Genomic DNA, 23,655 nt, shown 5'->3' on the forward strand with positions numbered 1-23,655 from the left:
AATAAAAATAGCCTTATGGCTGCTCCGGTAAAAAATCATTGGTGAATGCGCGGTCCGCGTCAAGTTCCTTCTCCAGCAGCTTACGCTCAAACATCCAGTCTGCATATCCCGACCATACTTCGGCTTTCTGTTCGCCCCAGCGGGATGCATCATCCTGATAACGGGGGCTCAACCATTTCTGGCTGGCGAGAACCAGTTCGGCATCCAGGTCAGGAACCGCCTTCGTAAGCAGAGCTGCGGCATCTTCAGGATGTTGAATCGCATAGTCGTATCCTTTTGAAGTCGCCCGCATGAACGCTTTGATAAGCTCGGGGTCCTCCTGGATCAGCTTCTCGTTCGTCACGATCACTGGTGTGTAATAATCAAGCTGCTCGGAGTAGTCCTTCACATAAATCATGTCAAGCGGTTCATTGCGAAGCTCGGCTTCAATCCCCGTCCAAGCATAGAAGATCCAGGCAAAATCAATGTCGCGTTTGACGGCCGTAAAATAATCGGCATCGCCCATATTGACCATATTCACCTTGCTGACATCGGCGCCATCGATCTCCATGATGGATTTCATGACGGCCTCCTCCACAGGCGAGCCCCAGCCGCCATAGGATTTTCCTTCAAAATCGCCTGCCTTCACGATGCCTTTGTCCTTGGGGGCGGCAAAGCCGGACGTATTATGCTGAATGATCGCTGCAATGGAAACGAGCGGCAAGCCTTGGGTTCTGGCCAGCGTTACGCCTTCCTGATAACTGATGCCAAACGGCACGTTTCCGGATGCGACCAGCGTATCCGTTCCGCCTGCTCCCGGCTGGACGATCTGGACATTAAGCCCTTCTTCCTCATAATACCCAAGCTCCTTCGCTGCATACAGGCCGGTGTGATTCGTATTGGCGGACCAATCGAGCATCAGCTGCACGTCACGGAGTTTCCCGGAAGTCTGACTGCCTTCACCTTCGGCACCTGTCTTTTTGTTCTGTCCGTTTGTACCGCATCCGGATGCGACCATCAGCAGGACGCAAGCGAGAAGCAGCGGAATCCATCTTCCCTTCTTCATCGTTTCTTCTCTCCTTTAAGTTCTCTTTCTATTACCTCGCAACTCCACAAAAAAAACGCCCTGATGATATCAGGACGCATGACGGCGTAAGTGTATACCACGGCAAATAAATAGCTGCCGCAAACATGGGCTTCCTACGCTGGCATTACCCAGATCAGGTGTAAGGGTCAGTATCATATCGGATACACTCTCAGCCGGCTATATCCCAGCTCCCCCGGTATTTATGAAGTTTTGATCATTACATCCGCTATTATAGTCCTAACACACCAGACCTGTCTAGTTCGAAGGAGCGCGAACGAGGCAGGTCTTTGCTCAGAACACTTGCCATGGGAAGGATTAATTAATCCTATGAACCTTTCACGGAATAAAGGATTTGAATAAGGCTTCTATATTGAGGTTAGCGCTGGAAGAACTCAATCCATTCCCCTTCGGGACCATGCACGAAGAAATAACGGAAACCATTCGGGAGCGTCACGATCTCCTCGTCCAAGTGAGGAACGTCAAGTCCTTGAACCCGGGCATATTCCTCTTCAATGTTATCCGTGCTGACTGCAAAATGATGAACGGTGCCCTCCGCTGGCAGCGTGTCGCTGTATCCCTGAATAAGCTCGACTTCCGTCTCGTTGCTGCCGTTAAATCCGAGGAACGCCAGCTGGATGACGCCATTCGTATGGGTCAGGCGATCCTTTAGTTCTAGTCCGACTACGGATGTATAGAAGGCGATTGTAGCTTCTAGGTCCCGGACAACAATACCAACATGATCTAATCGTTTCTGTGACATGGTTCAACACCCTTTCCGATCCATATGAGATATGACTGAAATATTATCACATAATCCCTATACGTCAAGTGGGAGTTGTGTTCATGCAGGGCTGATACAGATGATTTTTCTTTCATTTCCTCATCTTTACTTTTGGGTGGGTAAAAAGTATCATGAGAAATAGAAAGATTAATTCAAAAGACCTAACATATGAAAGTGATCCAGCTTACCCTTTGGCCGAGGAGGAATGCTTATGAGTCCAACTCCAGCAGATCATCTGTGGATTCGACTCGCCATGATATATGCATTCATTCAGATCATGATTGCTCTGTGGATGCCTGAGGCTTTATCGCTTCAGCGTGTTCTAGTCATTATTCCTCCTGCAGCCGCCTCCGTTTATTTAATGCGGATTAGTCGGCGTTATGAGGTTCATCTTCGCAGGTTTTGGCTTATTGTGAGTCTCGGATTAATGGGGGATGCAGCGGCACGAATCATTCACGCTTGTTATGTTTGGTTTGAAAAAGAGAGCGCTTTCTCGCCGATCCTAACCCACTTATTCTGGGGACTTGAACTCATTCTGTTCGCAAGTTCTCTCATTTATTTATTCCGGCATGTTCAAGGTTCGTTTCGGGGGCTCCGGTTTATGCTGGATATCGTGATTGTTGGCATAGCCGTCATGACAGTAGGGTGGGAATATTTCATCAAGCCTGAGCTTCAGGGTCTGGCCCATGAGGCAGTATGGGGAAACCTTTGGGTGGACATGCTGTATCCCCTGTGCGCAATGGTACTTATTTTTTTTACGCTGGTGTTGTATTTTAATACCGGACTGTTAGGGAAAAGGGCGGCCATTCTGTTATGTCTAGGCGGAAGCGCATATATTGCCGGAGATGTCCTGTACATCTATCTCGTTGATCTGATGGGTATCGAGGTTCGTTCCTATCTGTATCCACTCTATACGATATCGGTATTATTCATTAGTTTCGCAGGTGGGCAGTCCGCTCCTAATTCCCGTAAACCATCCGTTGGCGAGCGGGAGCCGCGTTCAGTCGGAAACCTGATCGTAAGGTACCTGCTTCCCTACAGCGTGCTTGGCGGGATGTTTGCCCTTATGGCGCAGCGGTTTGGAGGGTGGACTGGACTGTTTACCGGCCTATCCCTGTGCGTGATCCTGATTCTGTTCAGGCAGATTTTAATCCAGTTCGAGAACGATCGCTTGTTTGACCGACTGCATGAGAGTCTGATGCAGAGTGAAGCCCTGGCACATCGTGATGATCTTACGGGGCTGTATAATCGCCGTTATTTTAATGCAAGGCTGGCGAGTTCGCTGAAGGAGGCGGACCTCGCAGCTTCCCGTGTAGGCTTGCTGTATATGGATATGAACCGTTTCAAACGAGTCAATGACCGATACGGCCACCGTGCCGGCGATTTGTTGATACGAAAGGTTGCAGACCGGCTTCAATCTCTTGAATCCAAGGGAGTTTTGGTTTCCCGTTTAGGAGGAGACGAATTCACCGTTATGATCCATCCGGCTGGTGAGGATCAGGAGCTGATCTGGATGGCGGAGGAGATTTGGACGATGCTTAGCGAGCCGTACGAATTGGAAGGGCATGAAGTTCGAACCACGCCGAGTATCGGCATTGCGGTTTATCCGGATCATGCCAGAAATGACCAGGAGCTGATTGGTCGCGCCGATGCCGCGATGTATGCGGCCAAGGAACGGAACGCCCCTTGGCATTTTGATGTGGAGCGGACGATGCTGCTGCAGCTTTTGGATCAAAAGGTTGAGTAGATCAAGCATGACCATAATATTGACAATACGTTGTTAAAAGCAATATAAGTCGATTTTTGTAGAATTTGGCGTAATCATTGCACGAATCTTGCGCATTTCTCTTAAAATAGGTCATAAATTCGATATAAAATCCATAAAATGCAAAGAAATCATATTCAAAATGCCGATAAGAAGCATAGTGAGAGCTAGCTTGCCAAGGAGGACGAACATGATTTGCGACAATTGCAGCACCTTTGAACCGATTGAGGATCAGGGGACCATTCATATGAAGCCTGCAAGTGGAGAGCTTATTCAGTTGCTGGCAGTGAACGGCTACGCGGTACAAGAGAACAATGAGGGTTGTGCTGTAAACTACAAGGTACGCGCGGACCTGATCTCCATGATGAAGTGTCTGCAGCCCCTTCCGCTGAAGATTCGTCAAGAGCTGTCCTTCTGTGTTACCGACGGAGAAGCTCCGCAAATCCGGCATTCGTGGACCCCTATGCAGAAGTTCGAACTGCAGATGGAGCATTACGATATGGTAAGTATCATTTTACATAAGCAGTTTACGAGCTATATGCAGCCCATCGTGGATTCATCCGAGCAGATCGTTGCCTACGAATTTCTCCTTCGTCCGGTAGATGGGGGAGCCAGGTTCCAGCCGTATGAGCTGTTTGAGACAGCCCGTAAAACCGGATTGCATGCATTCCTGGACCGGGCGGCACGAACCAGTGCCATTGAGACCAGTGCCGAGTGGCTTCCCATCGGCGTGAAGCGATTCGTGAACTTCCTGCCATCCTCCATATATGATGCGCAGATGTGTCTAAGCCACACCTTCCATACCATAGACAGGCTCCATCTGGATCCGAGGGACTTCGTATTTGAGGTTGTGGAAACCGAGAAGATTGATGATGTTGAGCATTTGCAATCGATTTTCGAGGTGTATCGCAGTCATGGAATCTCGGTAGCCATGGATGACGTTGGTGCAGGTTATTCCACATTGGAGCAGATGATTAAGCTTAAGCCGGATTATGTAAAGATCGACCGAAGTCTGATCGACCATTGCGATCGTAATCCCGGGCAGCAGGAGCAACTCAAAATGATCACGAACAAGGCTCATGATTTTGGGGCCATGGTGCTGGCTGAAGGCATTGAGAGACGGGAGGAGTTTCATTTTTGCCGAGATATCGGGATCGAGCTCTCGCAGGGGTATTTGTTTGGGAAGCCATCTGAACGGCCTCCGCGTGATCCCCATTCTCAACTCATTTATTCATAGCATACATAATCGGTATTTCTCCCGCCATCGGGATGCGAAGCTTTGCATCTGATTGTCACAACCTTTGGCTGAGTTCAGACGATATAGATGCTTGGCGTGGATGAAAACGAGCCCTTTAAGAAGGAGCAATGATGCCTGAAGGAGCCCGTTTTCTGTAAAAACAAGAGCCCTGGAATGTTCTCCAGGGCTCTTGTTTTTATATAACTCGGTAGTTTTTATTAGACGTATGCCTGTTATCTTGCGGCTTGGACCTCTCCAAATCCGCCGATGCTATACTCCTTGCCATTCACGTTCAGGACAGCCGGCGTATCCGTTTCGTTGACGATGATGGTTTCCTTGCCTTTGACGTTGACCTTCAGGCGGGAACCGCGGAACATCACCTTGAAGGAGAAGGAAGACCAGTGACCTGGAATGAATGGATTCAAATGCAATACGCCGTCCTTCACGCGCAAGCCGCCGAAGCCATGCACAACGGACATCCAGGTTCCCGCCATACTGGTTGTATGACAGCCGTCCTCGGTATCGTTGTTGTAGTTGTCCAGATCCAGGCGAGCTGTACGGAGGTACATCTCGTACGCCTTCTCCTGGTACCCAAGCTCGCACGCGAGAATGGAGTGTACGCAAGGCGAGAGGGAGGACTCATGCACCGTGAACGGTTCATAGAAGTCGAAGTTGCGTTTTTTCGTAGCCAAGTCGTACTGGTCGCCAAGGAAGAACAAGCCTTGCAGCACGTCAGCCTGCTTAATGTACACCGAGCGCAGAATGCGGTCCCAGGACCAGTTCTGATTGAGTGGCAGGTGGGCTGGATCCAATTCCTTCACAGGGACAAGCTCCTTGTTGAGGAATCCGTCCTGCTGCAGGAATACGCCGAGCTCCTCATCGACCGGGTAGTACATTTTGCTGATGATATCCTGCCATTTGGCCGTTTCGACATCCTGCAGCCCCAGCTTCGCCGCAAGCTCGGCATAGCGGGAATTCTCGTTCTCTTTCAAATATTCGAGCACGTCAAGCGTGTATTCCATCGTCCAGCTGGCAATGCGGTTAGTATACCAGTTGTTGTTGACGTTGTTCTCGTACTCGTTCGGACCGGTGACCCCGAGCATCATATACTGATCCTTCGCCGGCACGTAATTCACGCGCTCTTCCCAGAAGCGGGAAATTTCGACGAGCACTTCCAGACCGTATTGGCCGAGGTAAGAGAAGTCGCCGGTATAGTTTACATAGTTATAGATGGCATAGGCAATCGCGCCGTTACGGTGGATTTCTTCAAACGTAATTTCCCACTCGTTATGGCATTCCTCGCCGTTCATCGTCACCATAGGATAGAGGGCGCCTTTGGTAAAGCCGAGCTTCTTGGCGTTTTCCTTCGCTTTTTCCAGGTGTTTATAACGATAGATCAGCAGGTTGCGCGAAATGCTGGCGTCCGCGGTGCTCAGGTAGAACGGCAGGCAATAAGCCTCGGTATCCCAGTAGGTGCTGCCGCCGTATTTTTCACCGGTGAAGCCCTTCGGCCCGATGTTCAGACGGTCGTCTTCGCCGCTGTAGGTTTGGTTCAACTGGAAGATGTTGAAGCGGATCGCTTGCTGGGCCGCCACATCGCCTTCAATGACGATATCGCTTTCCTTCCATTTGTCGCCCCACGCATCCGCCTGCTCCTTCAGCAGCATCTCAAATCCGGTTTCGACCGCCGGCTCCAGCACAGCACGTGCAGCATCCACCAATTCGCCGAATCCATGATTGCGGGATGTGACGTTGGCTACATATTTATAGATGGTGATGGCTTCGCCTTCAGATACGGGTACGTTTACGCGGTTCGCCGCATACTTCTCTTTTTCCACCAGTTCGGCCTGAAGATCCAGCTTCGCGCCGTTCTTAAGGATGCTATATGACATGACGGAGGTCACATGGAAATCGAGTTTCTTGGTCTTTACGGTCAATGCGGCCGAGCCTTGCGCCGCTTCTTTGAATACCTCCAGCCAGAACTTCTCGTCATAGTTGGAGTCTTTGTTCTTCACATCGCCATCGAGATAAGGCGTAACCGTAAGCTCTCCAGCAAAATTGAGCGGAGTTACGGCATATCGAATGGCGCCGATCTCGTGGCGAACAATGCTGACAAAACGGACAGCTTCAACTTTGAGCTCCTTGCCGTTTTCCATGACAGCGGTAAAGCTGCGGGAGAGGAAGCCTTCTTTCATATTCAGCTCGCGCACAAAATCCTTCACCGTGCATTTGGCCAGATCAAGCGGCGTGCCGTCGATTTCAATGCCGATGCCAATCCAGTTGGTGCTGTTCAGCACTTTGGCAAAATATTCGGGATAACCGTTCTTCCACCAGCCTACACGGGTTTTATCCGGATAATACACGCCGGCCATATAACTGCCTTGCAGGGAGGAACCGCTGTAGGATTCCTCGAAGTTGGCGCGCTGGCCCATAAATCCGTTACCGATACTGAAGATACTCTCCGAGATCTCATGCGTGTGAGGATCAAAGCCCTCCTCAATAATTGACCATTCATCAAGCTTTAAATATTGTTTCACAATCATCGGCTCCTTTGTTTTTAGGAAAAATGGTTGCAGTTCTATATGGGATGAAACTACCGGATGCCGTAAGCGTGTCGCATTCGCTTACAACTCCAGCAGACGATCCACCGTGAAACCTTCCAGGGAGGGAAGAACGATGTTGGCGCGCCCCAAGGTTTCAGGCGACCCGATACCGACGCTCCGCATTCCTGCGCGGATGGCGGCTTCGATGCCGGCCTCGGCATCCTCGAATACGACGCAGGCGTCAGGCCGGGCGCCAAGCTCGCGGGCTCCCATCGTAAATACCTCGGGATCCGGCTTCGCTTGGGCAGTCTTCGTTCCATCGATGATAGCGTCGAAATAAGGAGTCAGGCCGGTATTGTTCAGGATCAGCATCGCGTTCTTGCTGGCGGAGCCCAGCGCAACCTTGATGCCGCGGTCCTTCAGCGCTTGGATAAATTCGCGAGCTCCAGGCAAAATCTCGGATTCGTCCATGTTGGAAATATACTCGACATACCAAGCATTCTTCTTCTCGGCTAGCGCCAGCTTCGCGTCTTCATCGAGCGTAATTCCGCCAACCTCAAGCAGAATATCGAGGGAAGCCATGCGGCTTACACCCTTCAGGCGTTCATTGTCCTGCTCCGTAAATTCAAAGCCCAGCTCTCCGGCAAGACGCTTCCAGGCAATGTAGTGATACTTGGCGGTATCCACCAGCACGCCGTCAAGATCAAATAAACAAGCGGTTAGGTTTGACATGATCATCCTCCTTAATGAATTAGTGCAAACGTTTGAACCAAGCTGCAAAAATAAAGGAAGCACCACGATGCTTCTTTATTTTGATAATACTTCGTGTATTCCGCCATGTTTATCCAAACCTTATGATTTCGGCAGCGAAAACATCGAGGATTCGCGGATCATCAACCGGTGCGGAATGATATAGCGGTGCGGCAGTATCGTGTTGTCATCGTTACGAATGGTCTGGATCAGCGCTTGCGAAGCGGTATAACCCAGGTTGTAAATACCGATGTCCACACTGCTCAGCGGCGGGGTCGATAGTTCGGTCAATGAGATGTTATTGAAACTGATAATGGACACATCTTCGGGAACCTTATACCCCAGCTCGTGCAGTCCTCTCAGCACGCCGAAGGATACAATATCGTCAACAATAACAAGTGCCGTCGGACGTTCAGGCAGGTTCATGAAAAAGGACATGGCGCGATAGCCGCTCTCCTGAAGGAACTCGCCTTCGACAATCCATTCTTTTCTCATCTCCAGATTGGCATCGGCAAGCGCTTTGCCATAGCCTTTCATTCGGTCCTGAGAGACGATCAGGTTAGGCGGGCCGCTGACAAAGCCGATCCGTTGATGTCCAAGGGAGATCAGATGCTTGGTTGCATCATAGGCAGCCTGCACATTATCGGTATCGACGGATAACAGATCCGGGTATTTCTCGCTCCGGCCGACAAGCACGAACGGGTAGTTGTTGGACTTGAGAAAATCGACCACCTGATCGTCCTGCCTGGAGTACAGCAAAATGGCGCCGTCGACGCGGCGACCGTTAAGCAGCCGGGATACGGCTTCGACTTCTTCCTTCTCGTTGCCGCCCGAACTGAGAACGACGTCGTATCCGGAGCGGTTCGCTTGGGTGACGATCCCGCGGATCAGTTCCATGAAGAATAAGTTGAGGAACAATTCTTCCGCAGGTTTCGGCAGAATCACGCATATGCTTTCCGTCGTTTTGGAAACCAGGCTCTTGGCCATAATATTGGGATGGTAGCCCATTTCCTCCATGATCTCTTTTACCTTCCGCGAGGTTTCGCGGCTGATCCTAGGATGATTGGAAAGGACCCTTGAGACGGTGGAGGGGGATACGCCCGCTCGTTTTGCGACATCTTTAATCGTTACAGACATAATAGGACCTCCAGTGGAACCGTTTGCGTTTTTTTGAAAATAAGAAAGCGACTACTGGAGTTCTCTCTAATTTCAGAAGAGTAACTTCCGCTAATCGCGGACCGTTCTTCTTTATTTAATTGTGGGTCTGTCAGGCCCTGAGTATACATGATACCTATTGATTTAAAGCCATATTGATCCGGTTTGTTAAACGGTTTCACACTGCTATATTAACGTTAATCGATAGGCTTGTAAATACGTATCCAAGTCAGTCCAGCGCAAATATTTCACAAATACATCAAAAAAGAAGCAAGGGTTAGAAAACGGGAGAAAGTGCGGTATTATAGTCAGAAAAGCCCGGAAAACAACTTAAAACGGCATTGTGCAAACGATTTAACAAAACAAAGAAGTAAGTTATGATATGGATGGATAAAAACGAGCCGTCATCTACGGAAGAAGATGAATGTTAAGTTGAACCACGAAATGTAACCGTTTTACTGGGAAACAATGATGAAATCGAATACAAACGTTTGCGCTATTCTAAGATAGCTGTAGAGATCCATTTGAATAGATAAGTGCAGCAACTGGATGAATTTCAGCTGCTGCAACGAACAGGAGGTAAACAACGTGATGCGTTCTACATGGGGAAAACGCAGGGCTCTGCCTATATGGCTCGCTGTCTTTGCGCTTACGGGAAGTCTGCTGGCAGGCTGCAGCGGCACAGCGGCTCCGTCGCAAGAGGAGGCTAAGCCGCCGGCAGCCCCGGAAACAAAACAGCCGGATCCGAAAGCGCCCGAAGCAATGGAGACAGCGGAGGTGGATGAGCAGCCCTCCGACGTCTATTATGAGATCTTTGTACGCTCATTCTATGATTCCGATGGGGATGGGATCGGTGACTTACAAGGCGTCATTGAGAAGCTGGATTATCTGAATGACGGAAATCCGGAAACTTCAGAGGATCTTGGCGTGACGGGGATATGGCTGATGCCGATTAATCCTTCGCCGAGCTATCACGGCTATGATGTGACCGACTATCGTTCCATCCACCCGGACTACGGAACCCTTGATGACTTTAAGAAGCTGCTTGCCGAAGCGGATAAGCGCGGAATCAAGATTATTATGGATTTGGTAGTCAATCACACAAGCACGGAGCATGCCTGGTTCCAGCAGGCTGCGAAAGACAAGGCTTCGGCAACCCGCGATTGGTACATATGGGCCGAGGATCAAGGGAGGACTCCTTCAGGAGCCAGCGCGGCAGGCAGCGACTCGCCATGGCATGAGATCAACGGGGCCCATTACATGGGCACGTTCTGGGGCGGGATGCCGGACCTGAACTTTGATCATCCCAAGGTCCGCGAAGAGATGAAGGATATCGGGAAGTTCTGGCTGGAGCTCGGTGTCGACGGATTCCGGATCGATGCAGCCAAACATATTTATGAGGATCTGATGTCCGATAAAGGCGAAGCGACAACGGCTAAGAATACAGCATGGTGGCAGGAATTCCGCGCCAGCATGAATGAGATGAATCCGGACGCTTATATTGTTGGGGAGATTTGGGATAATTCCGCTGCGGTCATTGCGCCGTATCTGGATAACGCGTTTGATTCCGGGTTCAACTTTAGCCTGGGCGAGAGCATCATCGGTGCCGCGATGAATGAAAAGGATAACAATCTGGCCTTCACCCTGGAGCGGATGTATGGTTTGTTCAGCCAAGTATCGGGCGGCAAGTTTACGGATGCCGCATTCTTGACGAATCATGACATGAACCGTGTCATGTCCCAGCTGAAGGACGATGAGAACCACGCCAAGATGGCCGCCGGCATTCTGCTGACCATGCCGGGCAATCCGTTTATTTATTACGGAGAAGAGATCGGGATGAAGGGAGCGAAACCGGACGAACAAATCCGTGAGCCGATGATCTGGTCCAATACGGGCAGCGATAAGGGGCAGACGACCTGGGAGCCGCTTAAGCATAATCGCGGCGATCAGGTGCAGGGCGTGGAACAGCAGATAGAAGACCCGGATTCTCTGCTGTCCCGTTACCGCACGCTGATCCGCTGGCGGAATGATATGCCTGCGCTGAACAGCGGAACGATTGAATCCTTTGCTTCCGGCAATGGGCAGGTGATGGCTTATATCCGCCGTTCCCAAGACAACAAAGCCCTTGTTGTCCATAACCTGTCAAGCGAAGAGCAGACGGTTGATTTGGCAGCAAAGAGCGGGGAATCGCCGTTCCAATCCTTGTCGAAAACAACGGATGATAGAGCGGCATTAGACGGCAAAGGTTTAACACTGCCGCCTTATACAACCGTCATATTGGAGTAAGTCGGTCTCAGCTAGTCTACTACAGTGGAACACAAAAAGACCGCGTACCCCCTTGGAAGGAGGGGGACTCGCGGTCTTTTTGCCGTTAGGATGCCTTCGTATGAGCCAAAAAAGGCCTAGATGTCTAGCCTTGAAACTGCCGTAAATATCTGGCTGTTAGGGAATGCGGGTTCTTCAGCAGATCGGCCGGTTTGCCGGAGAACAGGACATTCCCGCCGTCATGTCCCGCGCCGGGCCCCATGTCAATGATCCAATCCGCTTGGCTGATGATATCCAGGTTATGCTCAATCACAATGACCGTGCTGTTCTGAGCGACAAGTCGGTTGATGATGGACATAAGCCGCTCACAGTCGGACAGATGAAGGCCAGTTGAAGGTTCATCGAGCACATAAATTTCACCTTGCTTATCGAGCTCTGCCGCCAGCTTCACCCGCTGCCGTTCCCCTCCCGACAGCGTGCTTAAGGGCTGGCCGAGCGTTAAGTAACCCAGTCCTACATGCTCAATGCGCTGAAGCGCGGCCACGATACCCTGTTCCGTGAAATAATCCAGCGCTTCGTCGGTGGTCATGGCGAGCACGTCACTGATGTTTCTACCGCGAAGTTGATAGCCCAGAACGTCATCATGAAAGCGGCGGCCCTGGCAGGCTTCGCAAACCGTAACCAGGCTGTCCATAAAAGCCAGATCCATCGTAATCGTGCCGGAGCCGTTACATACCGGACAAGCCCCCTTTGCGTTAAAGCTGAACAGGGAAGGACTTACCCGATTCTCGTTGGCGAACAGCTTGCGGATAGCATCAAAAATGCCGGTAAACGTCGCGATATTGGAGCGGTTGGATGCCTGGATCATGTCCTGATTGATAATGACGGCCTCCGGATAAACGTTCGGCAGCACCTGGTTAATGAGTGTGCTTTTGCCTGACCCGGCAACGCCTGTTACCACGGTCAGCACCCCGGCGGGAATGCTCACGGATACCTGCTTCAGATTGTGAAGTGAGGCGTCTTTGATGCGCAGCCATCCAGCCGGCTCCCGGACCGCGGACTTTAAGCGGGTGCGTTGACTGAGATATTTACCTGTCAGGGTGTTGGCGTGCCGTAACCCTTCCGGGTCCCCCTCGTAGACGATCGTACCGCCATCGGTGCCTGCTCGCGGCCCCATATCTACAATATGATCCGCAATCCGGATGACGTCCGGATCATGCTCCACGATGATGACCGTGTTCCCCTTATCCCGAAGCTGTTGCAGCAGGCGGTTCATGTTATGCACATCGTGCGGATGTAGGCCAATGCTGGGCTCGTCAAAAATATACGTTAAATCCGTCAAGCTGCTCCCCAGCTGGCGCACCATTTTGATGCGCTGGGACTCGCCTCCGGACAGTGTTGCGGTTTCCCGGTCCATCGTCAGGTAACCGATCCCGACCAGAAGCAGCTGCTCCAGCCGAGTGATGCAGGTATCCACGACAGTTGCTGCCGCCGGATCCTCGATCGTCTGCAAAAAAGCGATCAGCTCATTGACCTGCATCCTTGCACAGTCGGCGATGGATGTGCCGTTGATTTTGCAGGAGAGCACCTCCTGATTCAGTCTCCCGCCATGGCATAACGGGCAGGCGGTCTCAGCCACCACTTGATCAATAGCTTCCCTGTACGTCCTCGCATCCCGTGAATCCTTGCTCAGGAACGTCCGCTCCAACCGGGGTATAATGCCTTCATAATACGAGGTGGGCGGCCATTCCTCCGTTGGGCTCGGCGGTTTAAAACCGGTTTTGTACAGCAGCGTGTCCCATTCTTCCTCGGTGTAATCCTTCAATTTCTTATCATTATCAAACAGGCCTGTAGCGACATAACGCTTCCAGCGGAACTCCCCCGGGCGGAATGTCGGGAACCGGATGGGGCCTTCGTTCAGCGATTTCTCCTTGTCGATCAAGTTCTCGATCCGAAAGCTGTTCACTTTGCCGAGTCCCTCGCAATGGGGGCACATGCCTTGAGGGTTGTTAAAGGAAAAGACGTCCGAATATCCGACAAAGGGCCGGCCTATTCGTGAGAATAACAAGCGCAGCAAGGAATGGATATCGGTAATGGTTCCCACGGTTGAACGGGCATTGCCGCCGATTCTTTTCTGATTGACGACGATGGCCACCGACAGGTTTTCAACCGAATCCACCTCCGGCTGTCCGTAATGGGGGAGGCGATGGCGAATAAAGCTGGAATACGTCTCATTTAGCTGACGCTGGGATTCCGCGGCAATCGTATCGAAGACCATGGCGGATTTGCCGGAACCGGACACACCGGTGAACACCGTGATTTGTTTTTTGGGGATCGAGAGGCTCACGTTACGCAGGTTTTTGTTGCGGGCACCATTAACCTTGATGGCCTGTTCCATAGGGTTGCACATCATGAGGGCTCCTTTCTTGTATCGTTTTGACCTTGACACAGCAATAGCATATCTTATAAACATGACAATTATTGTCTAGTTATAACGTGTGAGGTGGGTATTATGTCAAAAGCGAAACAGCTTATGGATGTCATCATGTATGTCAATGCCAAAAGGAGCTTTACCGCTCAGGAAGTGGCCGCTGAATTCGGCGTTTCCGTTCGCACGGCGCACCGGTATCTAACCGAGATCAGCGACATGGGCGTTCCCTTATATACGGAGCAAGGGCGGCACGGGGGATACCGTACTTTGAAGAGCCGCGTTCTTCCTCCGATCCTGTTCGATGAAGATGAAGTGTTTGCTATATTTTTTGCTTTTCAAGCCTTGAAGCGTTATACCTCGTTGCCGTTTGAGCTGAATATCGGCTCTGCCTCCCGCAAGCTGCTGGCCGGATTTCCGGAGGATACCAAAATGATGATCAGCCGCCTGGAATCGGTGCTGACGTTCTGGAGTCCAAACAGAACCGCAGGGTCCCCTTATCTAAAAGACGTCATTGAAGCCGCTCTTCATCAGCGGGCTATACGGATCAGCTATCGTTCCAAATCGGGCACGAGCGACCGGGAAGTGCTGCCGATCGGCGTTTATGCCCAGGATGGTTTATGGTATATGCCCGCGGTGGAGCATGGGAAGGAAGGGGTGCGCCTGTTCCGCATGGACCGAATGGAATCCTTAGCCCTGACCGATAACACCTATGAGGCGGACATTAGCATGCAAGAATGGCTCGAGGATTACCCCATTCGGGAGCCGGTTCGATTGTATGCAGAGCTGACTAGGGAAGGGGCGAGACAGTGCGAGAGCATTCCGTGGCTGGAGAACGAGGTAGCCATGCAAGACGAGCACCGGGGCATTGTGGATACAACCATTGATGGCAATGATCTTGAATATGTCGCTCAAATCTTCCTGCGTCTGGGTACGGAAGCGAAAGTCATTGAACCTCCGGAGATCGTTGATATGCTCAGGGAGAAGGCAAGGCAGCTGAGCCTGCACTACGGATTGCCGGGTTAGCGAATCATATGCCTGCACGCCGGGTCTCCCATGATACAATGACAAATGATGGATCAATGAATACCTACATAGATACGGGAGTCTTTTTTGTTTTGAAGGACCTAAGGAGCTCCTTCTAAGGGGATATGATTATTTGCACGAGAAAGGAAGATGGTTCATGAGCGCATGCATTCTATATATCGAGGATGACCGGGAGATCGGCGGGTGGGTCAGTGAGTTTCTTAAGGACAAAGGGTATGAGGTGCGATGGCTGCTCAGCGGAGAGAAGGCCGTAGGGGAAGCAGCTTCGTGTGCGGTCGTTGTTCTGGATGTTATGCTTCCGGGACTTGACGGCTTTACAGTCGGGCAGCGTCTCAAAAAGGCTTATCCCGGATTGCCCATCCTGATGCTGTCGGCTCGAACCTCCATTGACGATAAGCTGCAGGGGCTTGAGTTCGCCGATGATTACTTGACGAAGCCCTTCCACCCGGACGAGCTGGCTGCCCGTCTCGAGGTGCTTCTGCGTCGATCCGTCGTCAAATCCGCGGAGCCCATGAGAGTGAAGCACTTATCGGTATACGAAGCCGAGAATCGGATCGTGAACGAGGATACCGGCGAGGAGACGCTGCTGACTGGGAAACAGCATCAAATTTTTATGTACCTGCTCCAGCACCAGGGGCGTGTCATGACCAAAGAGCAAATATATGAGTCGGTCTGGGGAGAGTCATATATCGAAGGGGACAAGACGCTGATGGTCCACATCCGGTATCTGCGCGAGAAGCTGGAGCGGGATCCCGCCAACCCGGAGATTATTGAGACGGTTCGCGGGCTTGGTTATCGGGTGAGAGCATGAGATGGAGAAAGAAGCAGGGAAGGTTCCGCAATTCGCTGACCAACCGGTATTTGCTGTTGATTTTGATGGCCATGATCTTCATGCCGATCATGTTTCCGTTAGCGTCGATTTTTTACTGGTTCGTGAACGATACCTTCTCGAACCGTCCGCCGACCCCTGCAGGGAAATATACCAGCGGTGCCGCGTTAGAGAGAATGTGGCACGAGGAAGCAGCCGGATTAAGCGGAGCTTCGCCGGAGGCCATTGAGCAGAAGCTGAATTCGATACGGCAGGAGTATCCGGAGATCTCCATGTTCTGGGTGGATGGCGGCAATGAGACCAGGCTGCAGCTGCCGGTGCAGCCTAACCTGCCCGAGGTATGGAGCGCGCTCGATACCGTGCAATTTATGAAAAACTCTAGGGATAGCGATCCGTTCACTTCCGTGGCTTTTATCGGGGGAGAGGGATCGGGAGAAGGATTCATGGTCATGCAGCTGCCGAGAAAATACCTGAATGTCCAGCAGCCCATTGCGAGCGAAACAGCGCTGTACGGGGTGTTCACAGCTTCGATGTCCGGGCTATTCATTCTGATCTCCTGGCTGTTCTTCGTGCGTATTCGCAAGCGGCTGCTGCGGCTTCGTACGGCTATGAAGTCTTCCCATACGGTAACGGGCATACCTCAGCCGGTTACGTTAACCAAGTATGACGAGATTGGGCAGCTGGAAGAGGGCTATAACGATATGGTCATCCAGTTGGAAGAGGGGCAGCGCCGCCAGCGCGAGGAAGAAGAGCTGCGCAAATCCCTGATCGCCAATCTGTCTCATGATCTGAGAACCCCTCTGACGGTGATTCGAAGCCATATTTTCTCCATGGAACGGGAGCCGCTGAGCCCGAAGGGGAAAGAATCGCTGTCACTCATTGAATCGAAAATCGCGGATTTAGGCGGTCTGATCGACAACCTGTTGTCCTACAACCTGCTCACCAGCGGCAGAGTGCAGCTGAGCATGGGGCCAACCGACGTTCTGCGAATCGTCAAGGAAAGCGCAGCGGCCTGGTATCCCGTGTGGGAGAAGGAGGGAATCGAACCCGATATCCAGGTGCGCGACGAGCCGCTCAGTTGGAACGTGGACGTGCTGTGGTTCCGACGACTTCTTGATAATCTGTTTCAAAATGTCGTCCGCCACGCCAAATCCGGGCAGTACATCGGAATACATACCGAGGAGAGAGAAGGGCTTGAGGGCGTGCTTGTCATTTCGGATCACGGACCTGGAATCGAAAGCGACTCCGGCAACAAGGGCACAGGCATCGGCCTGGCCATCGTGGATCACCTGACAAGGGAAATGGGGCTTGGATGCCATGTGGTAAGCTCGGATGAGGGAACGAGGATCAGCATCTGGAAGCGGTGAGGAATCAGGGAGTGCATGCTGGCGAAGAGCGAGATCGTTTCTAGCGGGAGTTATATGCAATTCAAGTAACCTACCTCAGTTACGAGCAGTAAGGCTAGTATGTGAAGGATTTAAACCACCAAGTAGTTTTTAGAAAGTTATTTCGAACCGTCGGATACGAGAAGGAACCGGAAATTGCCGGTTCCTTTTTTGGTTGCGGAATATACATAAGCGTGCGTGTTTCGGGGTGTTCTTGGAATGGCAGTCAACCTATGTGATTTAAAAGTTTGGTTACGGTGCGTCTGGTTTTTACTATGAACTTTCCACGTGTACACCAGCGGAGGAGACGGAATCGTTGCTGGAGAAGCGAAGCGGTCGCCTTTAAATCCGGGAAACCACCCTTGGGCAAATTCCATTTTCCTGGATTTAACAGCGATCGGAAGAACGATCCGGCACTGGAGCGGCCTTAGCTGCGCGAAGCTGCTCTAGCTCTTTTCACGAAGTCATTCCTATCTGCACAGAAGCTCCAGCGACAGAGATCCACGAAAATTCCCACGATGGTGGCATACACTCCGAAACCGTTCGGATAGCCTGCCAGCTTTTTTAAAGTAAATTTAAACTTGAGGCCGACCGGCATTTAACCTTGGACAGGTAGGATATTACCTGAGGTGATGAACGTGACGGAACTCGTCATTCAAACGAAAGGCTTATATAAAATATACAAAAAGCGCGCAGCAGTCGTAGATTTGAACCTGGAGATCGCACGCGGCGACATTTATGGCTTCCTTGGACCGAACGGCGCCGGGAAAACAACGACCATCCGCATGCTGCTCGGACTCATTCAACCGACGCGCGGCGCGATTCATTTGTTCGGCAAGGATTTGAAAAGTGAAAAAATGGACATTTTGCGCCGGACCGGATCACTCGTGGAGTATCCTTCGTATTACGGCCATTTGACGGCCGTTGAGAATCTGGAAGCGATTCGCCGGATCACCGGCGGGCCGAAGTCCCGCATCGCGGAAGTGCTGGAGATTGTCTCCTTGACGAAGGAGGCCAAGCGCCCGGTCAAGGGATACTCGCTTGGGATGAAGCAGCGTCTTGGCATCGCAGCTGCCCTGCTGAACAATCCGGAGCTGCTCATTCTGGATGAGCCGACCAACGGCCTGGATCCGTCCGGCATACATGAAATCCGGGAGCTGATCAAGAATATGCCGCGCCAATACGGCATTACCGTGCTGGTATCCAGTCACCTGCTGGGCGAGGTCGAGCAGATGGCGGACAAAGTCGGCATTATCCGTGAAGGAAGGATGGTGTTCCAGGATACGATCGACAATCTGGTATCCACGGCTTCCAGCGGTTTCCGTCTGTCGGTGTCCGAGCCGGAGTTAGCACTCGGCTTGGCGCTGGACCTGGGCTGCGAAGGAGTCCTGCGTAATCAGATGCTGGAGCTGGAAAGCATGCAGGACGCGAAGATTGCGCTGCTCGTGAAGCGGCTCGTGGAGAATCAGCACGCGGTGTACCGGGTGGAAGAGCAGCGGAGGTCGCTCGAGGATATTTTCATGCAGATCGTAGGGGAGGGAAGCCGGGTATGATGTTCCGTGCGCTTTCCGCCGATTGGCTGAAGATCCGGGGCAAGGGCATTTGGTTTCTCGCCGCGCTCGGTCCCATCGGGCTGGCAGCGATGCAAGGGCTGAACTTCGGACTTCGCTATGATTACCTGATGAAATCCTACGCGGCAGATCCTTGGGGCGGGCTGCTCGAGAACGTGCTGTTTTTTGTACCGATTGCCCTCTTTCTTGGGATCACGCTGGTCTGCTCGCTGATGGCCAACGTGGAGCATCAGCTGAGCTCGTGGAAACAGCTGCTGGCATTGCCTATTTCCAGAACAGCGGTATTCAGCGCCAAGTTCGTACAGGCCTTCCTCATTCTCTGCGTATCCTGTCTCCTTCTGTCGATCAGTACCGCCGTGCTCGGCATCATACTGGGGATGGGGGCGGAGCAAATGCCTTATATGGATCTGCTGCGCATTGGCTTTGTACAGCTATTTGCGGCGCTTCCCATGCTGGCTTTTCAGCTGTGGATGTCTTTGACGCTTAAGAACCAGGGGATTGCGGTCGGGATCGGGATTACCGCCTCTGTGGTGTCGATGTTTGCCCTGCAATTCCCCGATTGGATGCCGCTAAAGTGGCCGCTGCTGGCTTTTATGGGGCCGGGCGAAGTCAAGGTCATCGGAGCGGGTTTGCTGCTGGGCGCGGTCATAACGTGCGTTGGCCTGATTCATTTTAACCGAAAGGATGTGGACTAAGATGACATCCTATAGAAGAGCGGTGTCCGCAGAGTGGCTAAAACTGTCGAAATCGAAGCTATGGCCGCAAATCTTCTTGTGTGCGATCCTGGTCATGCTGCTGGGCATATTAAATGGAAAGCCTGAGGAGCTTGCGCCATGGGAGTACTTGATCAGCATTATGATCATTCTGCATGCGATGCTGCTGCTCCCGATTCTGACGGGGATTTTTAGTGCCATGGTGTGTCGGTATGAGCATTCGGGCGGGGGATGGAAGCAGCTGCTTGTCCTGCCGGTTTCACGTGGCACCGTCTATTTTGCGAAGTTTTCGGTGGTAGCCATGCTGCTGGCCGTCGTCCAGTTACTGTTCACGGGAGCCGTGCTGGGAGCCGGTTTGATCCACAAGGTGGATGCCCCGATACCGTGGGAAATGCTGCTGCGCAGCCTGCTTGGCGGTTGGGTTGCTTGCTTGCCGCTGGCCGCGCTGCAGCTTGGAGTCTCCACGGCCTGGAGCAGCTTTGCCGCTCCGCTGGCATTGAACGTCGTTTTTACCATACCGAACATGCTGGTGGCCAACTCGCAGACGTATGCCCCTTACTATCCTTGGACGCAGCCGTTTCTGGCGATGATGCCGGCGGGTCAAGCCGATTTCGGCGCATTCAACCTGCCGTTCGAAAGCCTCATGACCGTCGTGGTTGGCGGGTTTCTACTGTTCTTTCTTGCAGGCTTTATCTATTTTCAGCGGAAAGAAGTGTAAGCATTCAGAACCGGAAAAAATCGGTTGAATCATGACAAAGAGCTGCCCCGGGCCTTTTTGGCCTGTTGGAGCAGCTCTTTTTTATTTTGCTAATGTGTAACGAACCCTTGGTTTCGCTATTGAGGCAAATCCAACCACACATAAGGGGTGTCAGCGGCCTTCAATCCATACTCGATAATCGTGATGACGGCGACCGTTTCTGCCGGGTTGACGGCAGGCTTGCCCGTTTTGAAGAAATTCACCAGATTCTCGATGAACAAGTTGAAAAAATTCGAATGGGGGGTGACCTGCTTGAAGCCCCCGTCGCCATTCTTAAGGCCTAAGGTAAATGGACAATTATCGCCAAGATGATTTACGGTGGCCTGCCGTCCGTTCCCGAAATCGATCAGCAGGGCAGGGGAGTCAGGCGTGCCGATATACATCACCCGCTTCGGGCTGGCCCCCATCAGGCTGACGATCGGCTCGATTTGATGGATCGAATAATTGGCGAAGGCACCCGGCCCCCAGCTGCTGATCGTTTGGATATCGCTTCGGTCCAGCTCACGGTATTCGCTGGCAAAACGCAGGGCGGACGTCGAATACATCGGCGTTCCATGCTTTGCCGCCAGGTCGAACAGGCGGATAGCCGTTTCGCGGTCAGGCGCGAACGTTTTATCGATATAGGTCGGCTTACCGGATTGCAGCGGCAGCTGGGACAGCTCCTCATGGAATTCCGGGTTATCCGGGGACAGCACGATCAGGTAATCACTGCGCTCCACCACCTCTTCGATTGTGGGCAGCAGCTCAATGCCAAACTCCTGGCTCCAGGCAGCGTTCGTGAGCCCGTTCTCTTTGTCTCTCTTGCCGTAGGCGTATACGACCTTCATGGCATGTTCCGATGCCTGTTCAATCCAACCGGGATATTTATTCGCGTGGAATTGGTCCAGATGCAGGTCGATGAATCCGATTTTTTTCATGATAAAAGGGCCTCCCTGGCGTTCGAACTATAGGTTATAGGCTGTTCTGGGCAACGGGCTGCAGCGAAACCTCCGCGCCTTGGTCGGACGAGTCGTAAATCGCCTGGATGATCTGGGAGGAGAGGATGACCGTATCGATATGCGAAGGCTGCTTCTCCCCGGTTTGAATGCAGCGGATGAACCCGTCGATCTCATTTTGGAACATGCTGCCGAGATTGAATTTCGGCGTGGTTTCAATCAATGCGCCGTCCTCCGTTGTGTAGAAGGTGAAGTCCGCGCCGTATTTCAGCCGGATGCCGCCTTTGTCGCCGAGGAAGTCGATGAACATTTCTTCGGCGCCGATATTTTGCGCCCATGCGCCGTTCAAGGAAATGGTCGGGCCTTCGGTGCGGACGAGAGCCGTGACAAAATCGTCGACGTCATACGTGCCGTCATATTTCGGCGGACCTGCCCACATTTTGAGGAAGGTGTAATTCTCCATGTCCTTGCCCAGCTTGCAGTAAGCCTGGCCGGAGACGGTCTTCGGCTTCGGATCGCCCGTACAGTACATCACGACATCGAGGAAGTGAACGCCCCAATCGATCAGCGCGCCGCCGCCGGCAATGGCTTTGGTCGTGAAGGCGCCGCCGAGTCCCGGGATCGAGCGGTGGGAACGGAAGCTGGCATATACGTGATACAGCTCGCCGAGATCGCCGTTTTGGATCATTTTTCTGATTCTGTTTACGCTTTCATTGTAACGGTTGACCACCCCGATATTGAGCGTTTTGCCCGTTTCGTGCTGAACCTTCTGCATTTCCAGCGCTTCCGCGTAGGTGCGGGCTGCCGGTTTTTCGCATAATACATGCTTACCTGCCCGCAAGCAATCGATGGCGATGGAAGCATGAACGTCATTTGGCGTACAGATCGATACCGCGTCGACCTCAGGGTCGTTCAGGATCTGGTTGTAATCTTCGATGGCTTGGCCGCATTCGTATTTGGCGACGGCGGCATCGGCCCGATCCTTCACGATATCGCAGAAATATTTGATCTCGGCATCTTCGTTGGCCATGTAGGCGGGAATATGGGCGCTGTTTGCAATCGTGCCGCAGCCAATCACGGCAATTGTAATTTTGTTCATCGGTTCTCCTCCAAAATCGTGGATTGATGATGCTGTGAAAACATAAGCCTGTCGCTTGATTCTTCGTTATTGCTTGCCACGAGTATAGCATGTGAACGAACCGATCGATTTCACTATCGTGTTTATTTATTGGATTATCGTACCGGGGGTGTTAGTCCACGGTTTTAAAAGCGTTCTTTTTGTAGTAGGCAGGAGTCGTTCCCGTATATTTCTTGAAAGTGCGGCAGAAGTAGGGAAGCTCGTTAAACCCGACCTTGAAGCATACATCGGTTACCGTGAGCTCGGGCTCCGTCAGCAGCCGCATGGCCATCCGTATCCGATAGTTGGCCAAGTACTGGCTGAAGGTCCAGCCGGTCACTTCCTTGAACCGTCGGCAAAAGTTCGTCCGAGACATCATCGTCCGCGCACAGAGATCCTCCAGCCATAGAGGCTGGTCGTAATGGTCGTGAATATATTGTACGGATTCCAAAATGGGCTCACGGTACGGGGCGCTGCCGGCGGTTACCGCTGTATGCTTGCCTTGCTCGGCATGCTCGCGGTTCACGATGGCCAGCAGCTTCAGCAGATTGGCCTTCAGCAGAATATCGAAGAATGGGCCGCGGCCTCCGAACTCGTTCAGCATTTCGGTCAGGAGCTCCTTTACGGCGAGGTCGCTGCCGCCGGTTAAGGTGATTTTGAGCGGGACACGGTCTTCGGTCGTGACAAAAGGCTTGATAAAGGAAAGGTCGAACAGCTGCGGCTCAGCCGGCATTCCCTCCAATCGTTCGTTAATGAAGGCCGGCATGAATTCGCACCCGAGCACCTCCAGTTCTTTCCCCGGGACCATCTCCACGCGATGGACGCTGTAAGGAGGGAGCACGAATATATTGCCCTGGACCATCCGGTATTTTTGCCCATAGAGCGTATGGATGAATTCGCCTTTGCTGACATACCAGATTTGCAGATAGTCATGCATATGATCGGATAAGCTCCCGAACTTTTCGGTAATGCGGTACATTTTGCAGGGCAGGCCATTCGCCATCTCCAGCTCCGACGTAAAGTAGGCGATTCCTCTTCGGGTGCATTCGGCGATATCCGGTTCCAGCCAGTGAATAGCCATCGTTTTTTTCCTCCTCACGTACGTTTCGATCCTGTTATTCATAGCATAACTGATTAAGGACATGAAGGAAGAGAAAAAGTTGAAAAAGTTAGCTGTTCATGCGCATTATGTCCAATGATCAATGTGATGAGGATGCCCTTTATGAAGAGGTAAACAAGTGTATTTTTTTGGCTCGGCGAGGGTCATGATCTAGAAAGTGGGACCTTCCATGTGCTGGTTCCCGTTGAAGG

19 protein-coding genes and 1 riboswitch are annotated in these 23,655 nt (G+C 52.1%); of the genes, 10 read left to right on the forward strand and 9 right to left on the reverse strand.

Features of this window, described 5'->3' with window-relative positions; translation table 11 throughout:
- Window positions 1–13: 13 nt before the first annotated feature.
- Window positions 14–1,045, reverse strand: coding sequence for an ABC transporter substrate-binding protein (locus MKX98_RS03135; protein WP_220686710.1), 1,032 nt, complete (start codon window positions 1,043–1,045; stop codon window positions 14–16).
- 114 nt (window positions 1,046–1,159) lie between these two features.
- A riboswitch (TPP riboswitch) is annotated at window positions 1,160–1,271 on the reverse strand.
- A 171-nt stretch (window positions 1,272–1,442) separates the two neighbouring features.
- Window positions 1,443–1,826 (reverse strand): VOC family protein, encoded by a 384-nt coding sequence (locus MKX98_RS03140; protein WP_194540707.1) that lies wholly within the window; start codon window positions 1,824–1,826, stop codon window positions 1,443–1,445.
- Window positions 1,827–2,058: 232 nt separating this feature from the next.
- On the opposite strand from MKX98_RS03140, the gene MKX98_RS03145 reads away from it, so the two are divergent.
- On the forward strand, window positions 2,059–3,594 hold the full coding sequence (locus MKX98_RS03145) for a GGDEF domain-containing protein (RefSeq protein ID WP_220686709.1): 1,536 nt from the start codon (window positions 2,059–2,061) through the stop codon (window positions 3,592–3,594).
- Between the two features lie 208 nt (window positions 3,595–3,802).
- Complete coding sequence (locus MKX98_RS03150; RefSeq protein ID WP_194540709.1) at window positions 3,803–4,849, forward strand: EAL domain-containing protein; 1,047 nt, start codon at window positions 3,803–3,805, stop codon at window positions 4,847–4,849.
- A gap of 233 nt (window positions 4,850–5,082) precedes the next feature.
- Here MKX98_RS03150 and MKX98_RS03155 read toward each other — a convergent pair whose 3' ends face one another.
- The 3 genes from MKX98_RS03155 to MKX98_RS03165 form a co-directional block, all read right to left on the reverse strand.
- Window positions 5,083–7,386: a glycoside hydrolase family 65 protein gene (locus MKX98_RS03155; protein ID WP_339221412.1), complete on the reverse strand. Its 2,304-nt coding sequence runs from the start codon at window positions 7,384–7,386 to the stop codon at window positions 5,083–5,085.
- An 87-nt stretch (window positions 7,387–7,473) separates the two neighbouring features.
- The gene (gene pgmB / locus MKX98_RS03160) at window positions 7,474–8,124 is read right to left on the reverse strand and encodes a beta-phosphoglucomutase (RefSeq protein ID WP_194540711.1); all 651 of its coding nucleotides are present in this window, start codon (window positions 8,122–8,124) and stop codon (window positions 7,474–7,476) included.
- 120 nt (window positions 8,125–8,244) lie between these two features.
- On the reverse strand, window positions 8,245–9,279 hold the full coding sequence (locus MKX98_RS03165; protein ID WP_194540712.1) for a LacI family DNA-binding transcriptional regulator: 1,035 nt from the start codon (window positions 9,277–9,279) through the stop codon (window positions 8,245–8,247).
- 609 nt (window positions 9,280–9,888) lie between these two features.
- On the opposite strand from MKX98_RS03165, the gene MKX98_RS03170 reads away from it, so the two are divergent.
- Window positions 9,889–11,583, forward strand: a complete 1,695-nt coding sequence (locus MKX98_RS03170; protein WP_339224300.1) for an alpha-amylase family glycosyl hydrolase — start codon at window positions 9,889–9,891, stop codon at window positions 11,581–11,583.
- A 124-nt stretch (window positions 11,584–11,707) separates the two neighbouring features.
- Here the strand turns inward: MKX98_RS03170 and MKX98_RS03175 are convergent, their stop codons facing one another.
- Window positions 11,708–13,960 carry an excinuclease ABC subunit UvrA gene (locus tag MKX98_RS03175; protein WP_339221413.1) on the reverse strand — a complete coding sequence of 751 codons (2,253 nt, stop codon included), beginning with the start codon at window positions 13,958–13,960 and terminating at the stop codon, window positions 11,708–11,710.
- A gap of 114 nt (window positions 13,961–14,074) precedes the next feature.
- Here MKX98_RS03175 and MKX98_RS03180 point away from each other — a divergent pair, with 114 nt between their 5' ends.
- The 7 genes from MKX98_RS03180 to MKX98_RS03210 all read left to right on the forward strand — a co-directional run bounded on the left by MKX98_RS03180 (window position 14,075) and on the right by MKX98_RS03210 (window position 20,253).
- Window positions 14,075–15,016, forward strand: a complete 942-nt coding sequence (locus MKX98_RS03180; protein WP_339221414.1) for a YafY family protein — start codon at window positions 14,075–14,077, stop codon at window positions 15,014–15,016.
- A 157-nt stretch (window positions 15,017–15,173) separates the two neighbouring features.
- On the forward strand, window positions 15,174–15,848 hold the full coding sequence (locus tag MKX98_RS03185; protein ID WP_071222186.1) for a response regulator transcription factor: 675 nt from the start codon (window positions 15,174–15,176) through the stop codon (window positions 15,846–15,848).
- Window positions 15,845–17,233, forward strand: a complete 1,389-nt coding sequence (locus tag MKX98_RS03190) for a HAMP domain-containing sensor histidine kinase (protein WP_339221417.1) — start codon at window positions 15,845–15,847, stop codon at window positions 17,231–17,233. Before MKX98_RS03185 ends, MKX98_RS03190 begins: the two co-directional genes overlap by 4 nt.
- Before the next feature lie 306 nt (window positions 17,234–17,539).
- On the forward strand, window positions 17,540–17,701 hold the full coding sequence (locus tag MKX98_RS03195) for a hypothetical protein (protein WP_339221418.1): 162 nt from the start codon (window positions 17,540–17,542) through the stop codon (window positions 17,699–17,701).
- 188 nt (window positions 17,702–17,889) lie between these two features.
- Window positions 17,890–18,804, forward strand: a complete 915-nt coding sequence (locus MKX98_RS03200; protein ID WP_194545036.1) for an ABC transporter ATP-binding protein — start codon at window positions 17,890–17,892, stop codon at window positions 18,802–18,804.
- Window positions 18,801–19,517 carry an ABC transporter permease gene (locus tag MKX98_RS03205; RefSeq protein WP_339221419.1) on the forward strand — a complete coding sequence of 239 codons (717 nt, stop codon included), beginning with the start codon at window positions 18,801–18,803 and terminating at the stop codon, window positions 19,515–19,517. The genes MKX98_RS03200 and MKX98_RS03205 overlap by 4 nt, the downstream gene beginning before the upstream one ends.
- Window position 19,518: 1 nt before the next feature.
- Window positions 19,519–20,253: an ABC transporter permease gene (locus MKX98_RS03210; RefSeq protein ID WP_339221420.1), complete on the forward strand. Its 735-nt coding sequence runs from the start codon at window positions 19,519–19,521 to the stop codon at window positions 20,251–20,253.
- Window positions 20,254–20,369: 116 nt separating this feature from the next.
- Here MKX98_RS03210 and MKX98_RS03215 read toward each other — a convergent pair whose 3' ends face one another.
- The 3 genes from MKX98_RS03215 to MKX98_RS03225 all read right to left on the reverse strand — a co-directional run bounded on the left by MKX98_RS03215 (window position 20,370) and on the right by MKX98_RS03225 (window position 23,425).
- The gene (locus MKX98_RS03215; RefSeq protein ID WP_339221421.1) at window positions 20,370–21,209 is read right to left on the reverse strand and encodes a hypothetical protein; all 840 of its coding nucleotides are present in this window, start codon (window positions 21,207–21,209) and stop codon (window positions 20,370–20,372) included.
- A 34-nt stretch (window positions 21,210–21,243) separates the two neighbouring features.
- Window positions 21,244–22,326 carry a Gfo/Idh/MocA family oxidoreductase gene (locus tag MKX98_RS03220; protein ID WP_071222181.1) on the reverse strand — a complete coding sequence of 361 codons (1,083 nt, stop codon included), beginning with the start codon at window positions 22,324–22,326 and terminating at the stop codon, window positions 21,244–21,246.
- 151 nt (window positions 22,327–22,477) lie between these two features.
- The gene (locus tag MKX98_RS03225) at window positions 22,478–23,425 is read right to left on the reverse strand and encodes an AraC family transcriptional regulator (protein WP_220686701.1); all 948 of its coding nucleotides are present in this window, start codon (window positions 23,423–23,425) and stop codon (window positions 22,478–22,480) included.
- Window positions 23,426–23,655: the final 230 nt, after the last annotated feature.

It is taken from the genome of Paenibacillus sp. FSL W7-1332 (assembly GCF_037969785.1).
In the GTDB taxonomy this organism is placed as follows: Bacteria; Bacillota; Bacilli; order Paenibacillales; family Paenibacillaceae; genus Paenibacillus_AQ.

What these genes read in the sequence shown, in the direction of transcription:
- MKX98_RS03165 (WP_194540712.1), bottom strand. Translation starts at nt 9,279, where the DNA reads ATGTCTGTAACGATTAAAGATGTCGCAAAACGAGCGGGCGTATCCCCC.
- pgmB (WP_194540711.1), bottom strand. Translation starts at nt 8,124, where the DNA reads ATGTCAAACCTAACCGCTTGTTTATTTGATCTTGACGGCGTGCTGGTG.
- MKX98_RS03170 (WP_339224300.1), top strand. Translation starts at nt 9,889, where the DNA reads ATGCGTTCTACATGGGGAAAACGCAGGGCTCTGCCTATATGGCTCGCT.
- MKX98_RS03190 (WP_339221417.1), top strand. Translation starts at nt 15,845, where the DNA reads ATGAGATGGAGAAAGAAGCAGGGAAGGTTCCGCAATTCGCTGACCAAC.
- MKX98_RS03215 (WP_339221421.1), bottom strand. Translation starts at nt 21,209, where the DNA reads ATGAAAAAAATCGGATTCATCGACCTGCATCTGGACCAATTCCACGCG.
- MKX98_RS03175 (WP_339221413.1), bottom strand. Translation starts at nt 13,960, where the DNA reads ATGGAACAGGCCATCAAGGTTAATGGTGCCCGCAACAAAAACCTGCGT.
- MKX98_RS03145 (WP_220686709.1), top strand. Translation starts at nt 2,059, where the DNA reads ATGAGTCCAACTCCAGCAGATCATCTGTGGATTCGACTCGCCATGATA.
- MKX98_RS03220 (WP_071222181.1), bottom strand. Translation starts at nt 22,326, where the DNA reads ATGAACAAAATTACAATTGCCGTGATTGGCTGCGGCACGATTGCAAAC.
- MKX98_RS03210 (WP_339221420.1), top strand. Translation starts at nt 19,519, where the DNA reads ATGACATCCTATAGAAGAGCGGTGTCCGCAGAGTGGCTAAAACTGTCG.
- MKX98_RS03185 (WP_071222186.1), top strand. Translation starts at nt 15,174, where the DNA reads ATGAGCGCATGCATTCTATATATCGAGGATGACCGGGAGATCGGCGGG.
- MKX98_RS03205 (WP_339221419.1), top strand. Translation starts at nt 18,801, where the DNA reads ATGATGTTCCGTGCGCTTTCCGCCGATTGGCTGAAGATCCGGGGCAAG.
- MKX98_RS03140 (WP_194540707.1), bottom strand. Translation starts at nt 1,826, where the DNA reads ATGTCACAGAAACGATTAGATCATGTTGGTATTGTTGTCCGGGACCTA.
- MKX98_RS03135 (WP_220686710.1), bottom strand. Translation starts at nt 1,045, where the DNA reads ATGAAGAAGGGAAGATGGATTCCGCTGCTTCTCGCTTGCGTCCTGCTG.
- MKX98_RS03225 (WP_220686701.1), bottom strand. Translation starts at nt 23,425, where the DNA reads ATGGCTATTCACTGGCTGGAACCGGATATCGCCGAATGCACCCGAAGA.
- MKX98_RS03150 (WP_194540709.1), top strand. Translation starts at nt 3,803, where the DNA reads ATGATTTGCGACAATTGCAGCACCTTTGAACCGATTGAGGATCAGGGG.
- MKX98_RS03180 (WP_339221414.1), top strand. Translation starts at nt 14,075, where the DNA reads ATGTCAAAAGCGAAACAGCTTATGGATGTCATCATGTATGTCAATGCC.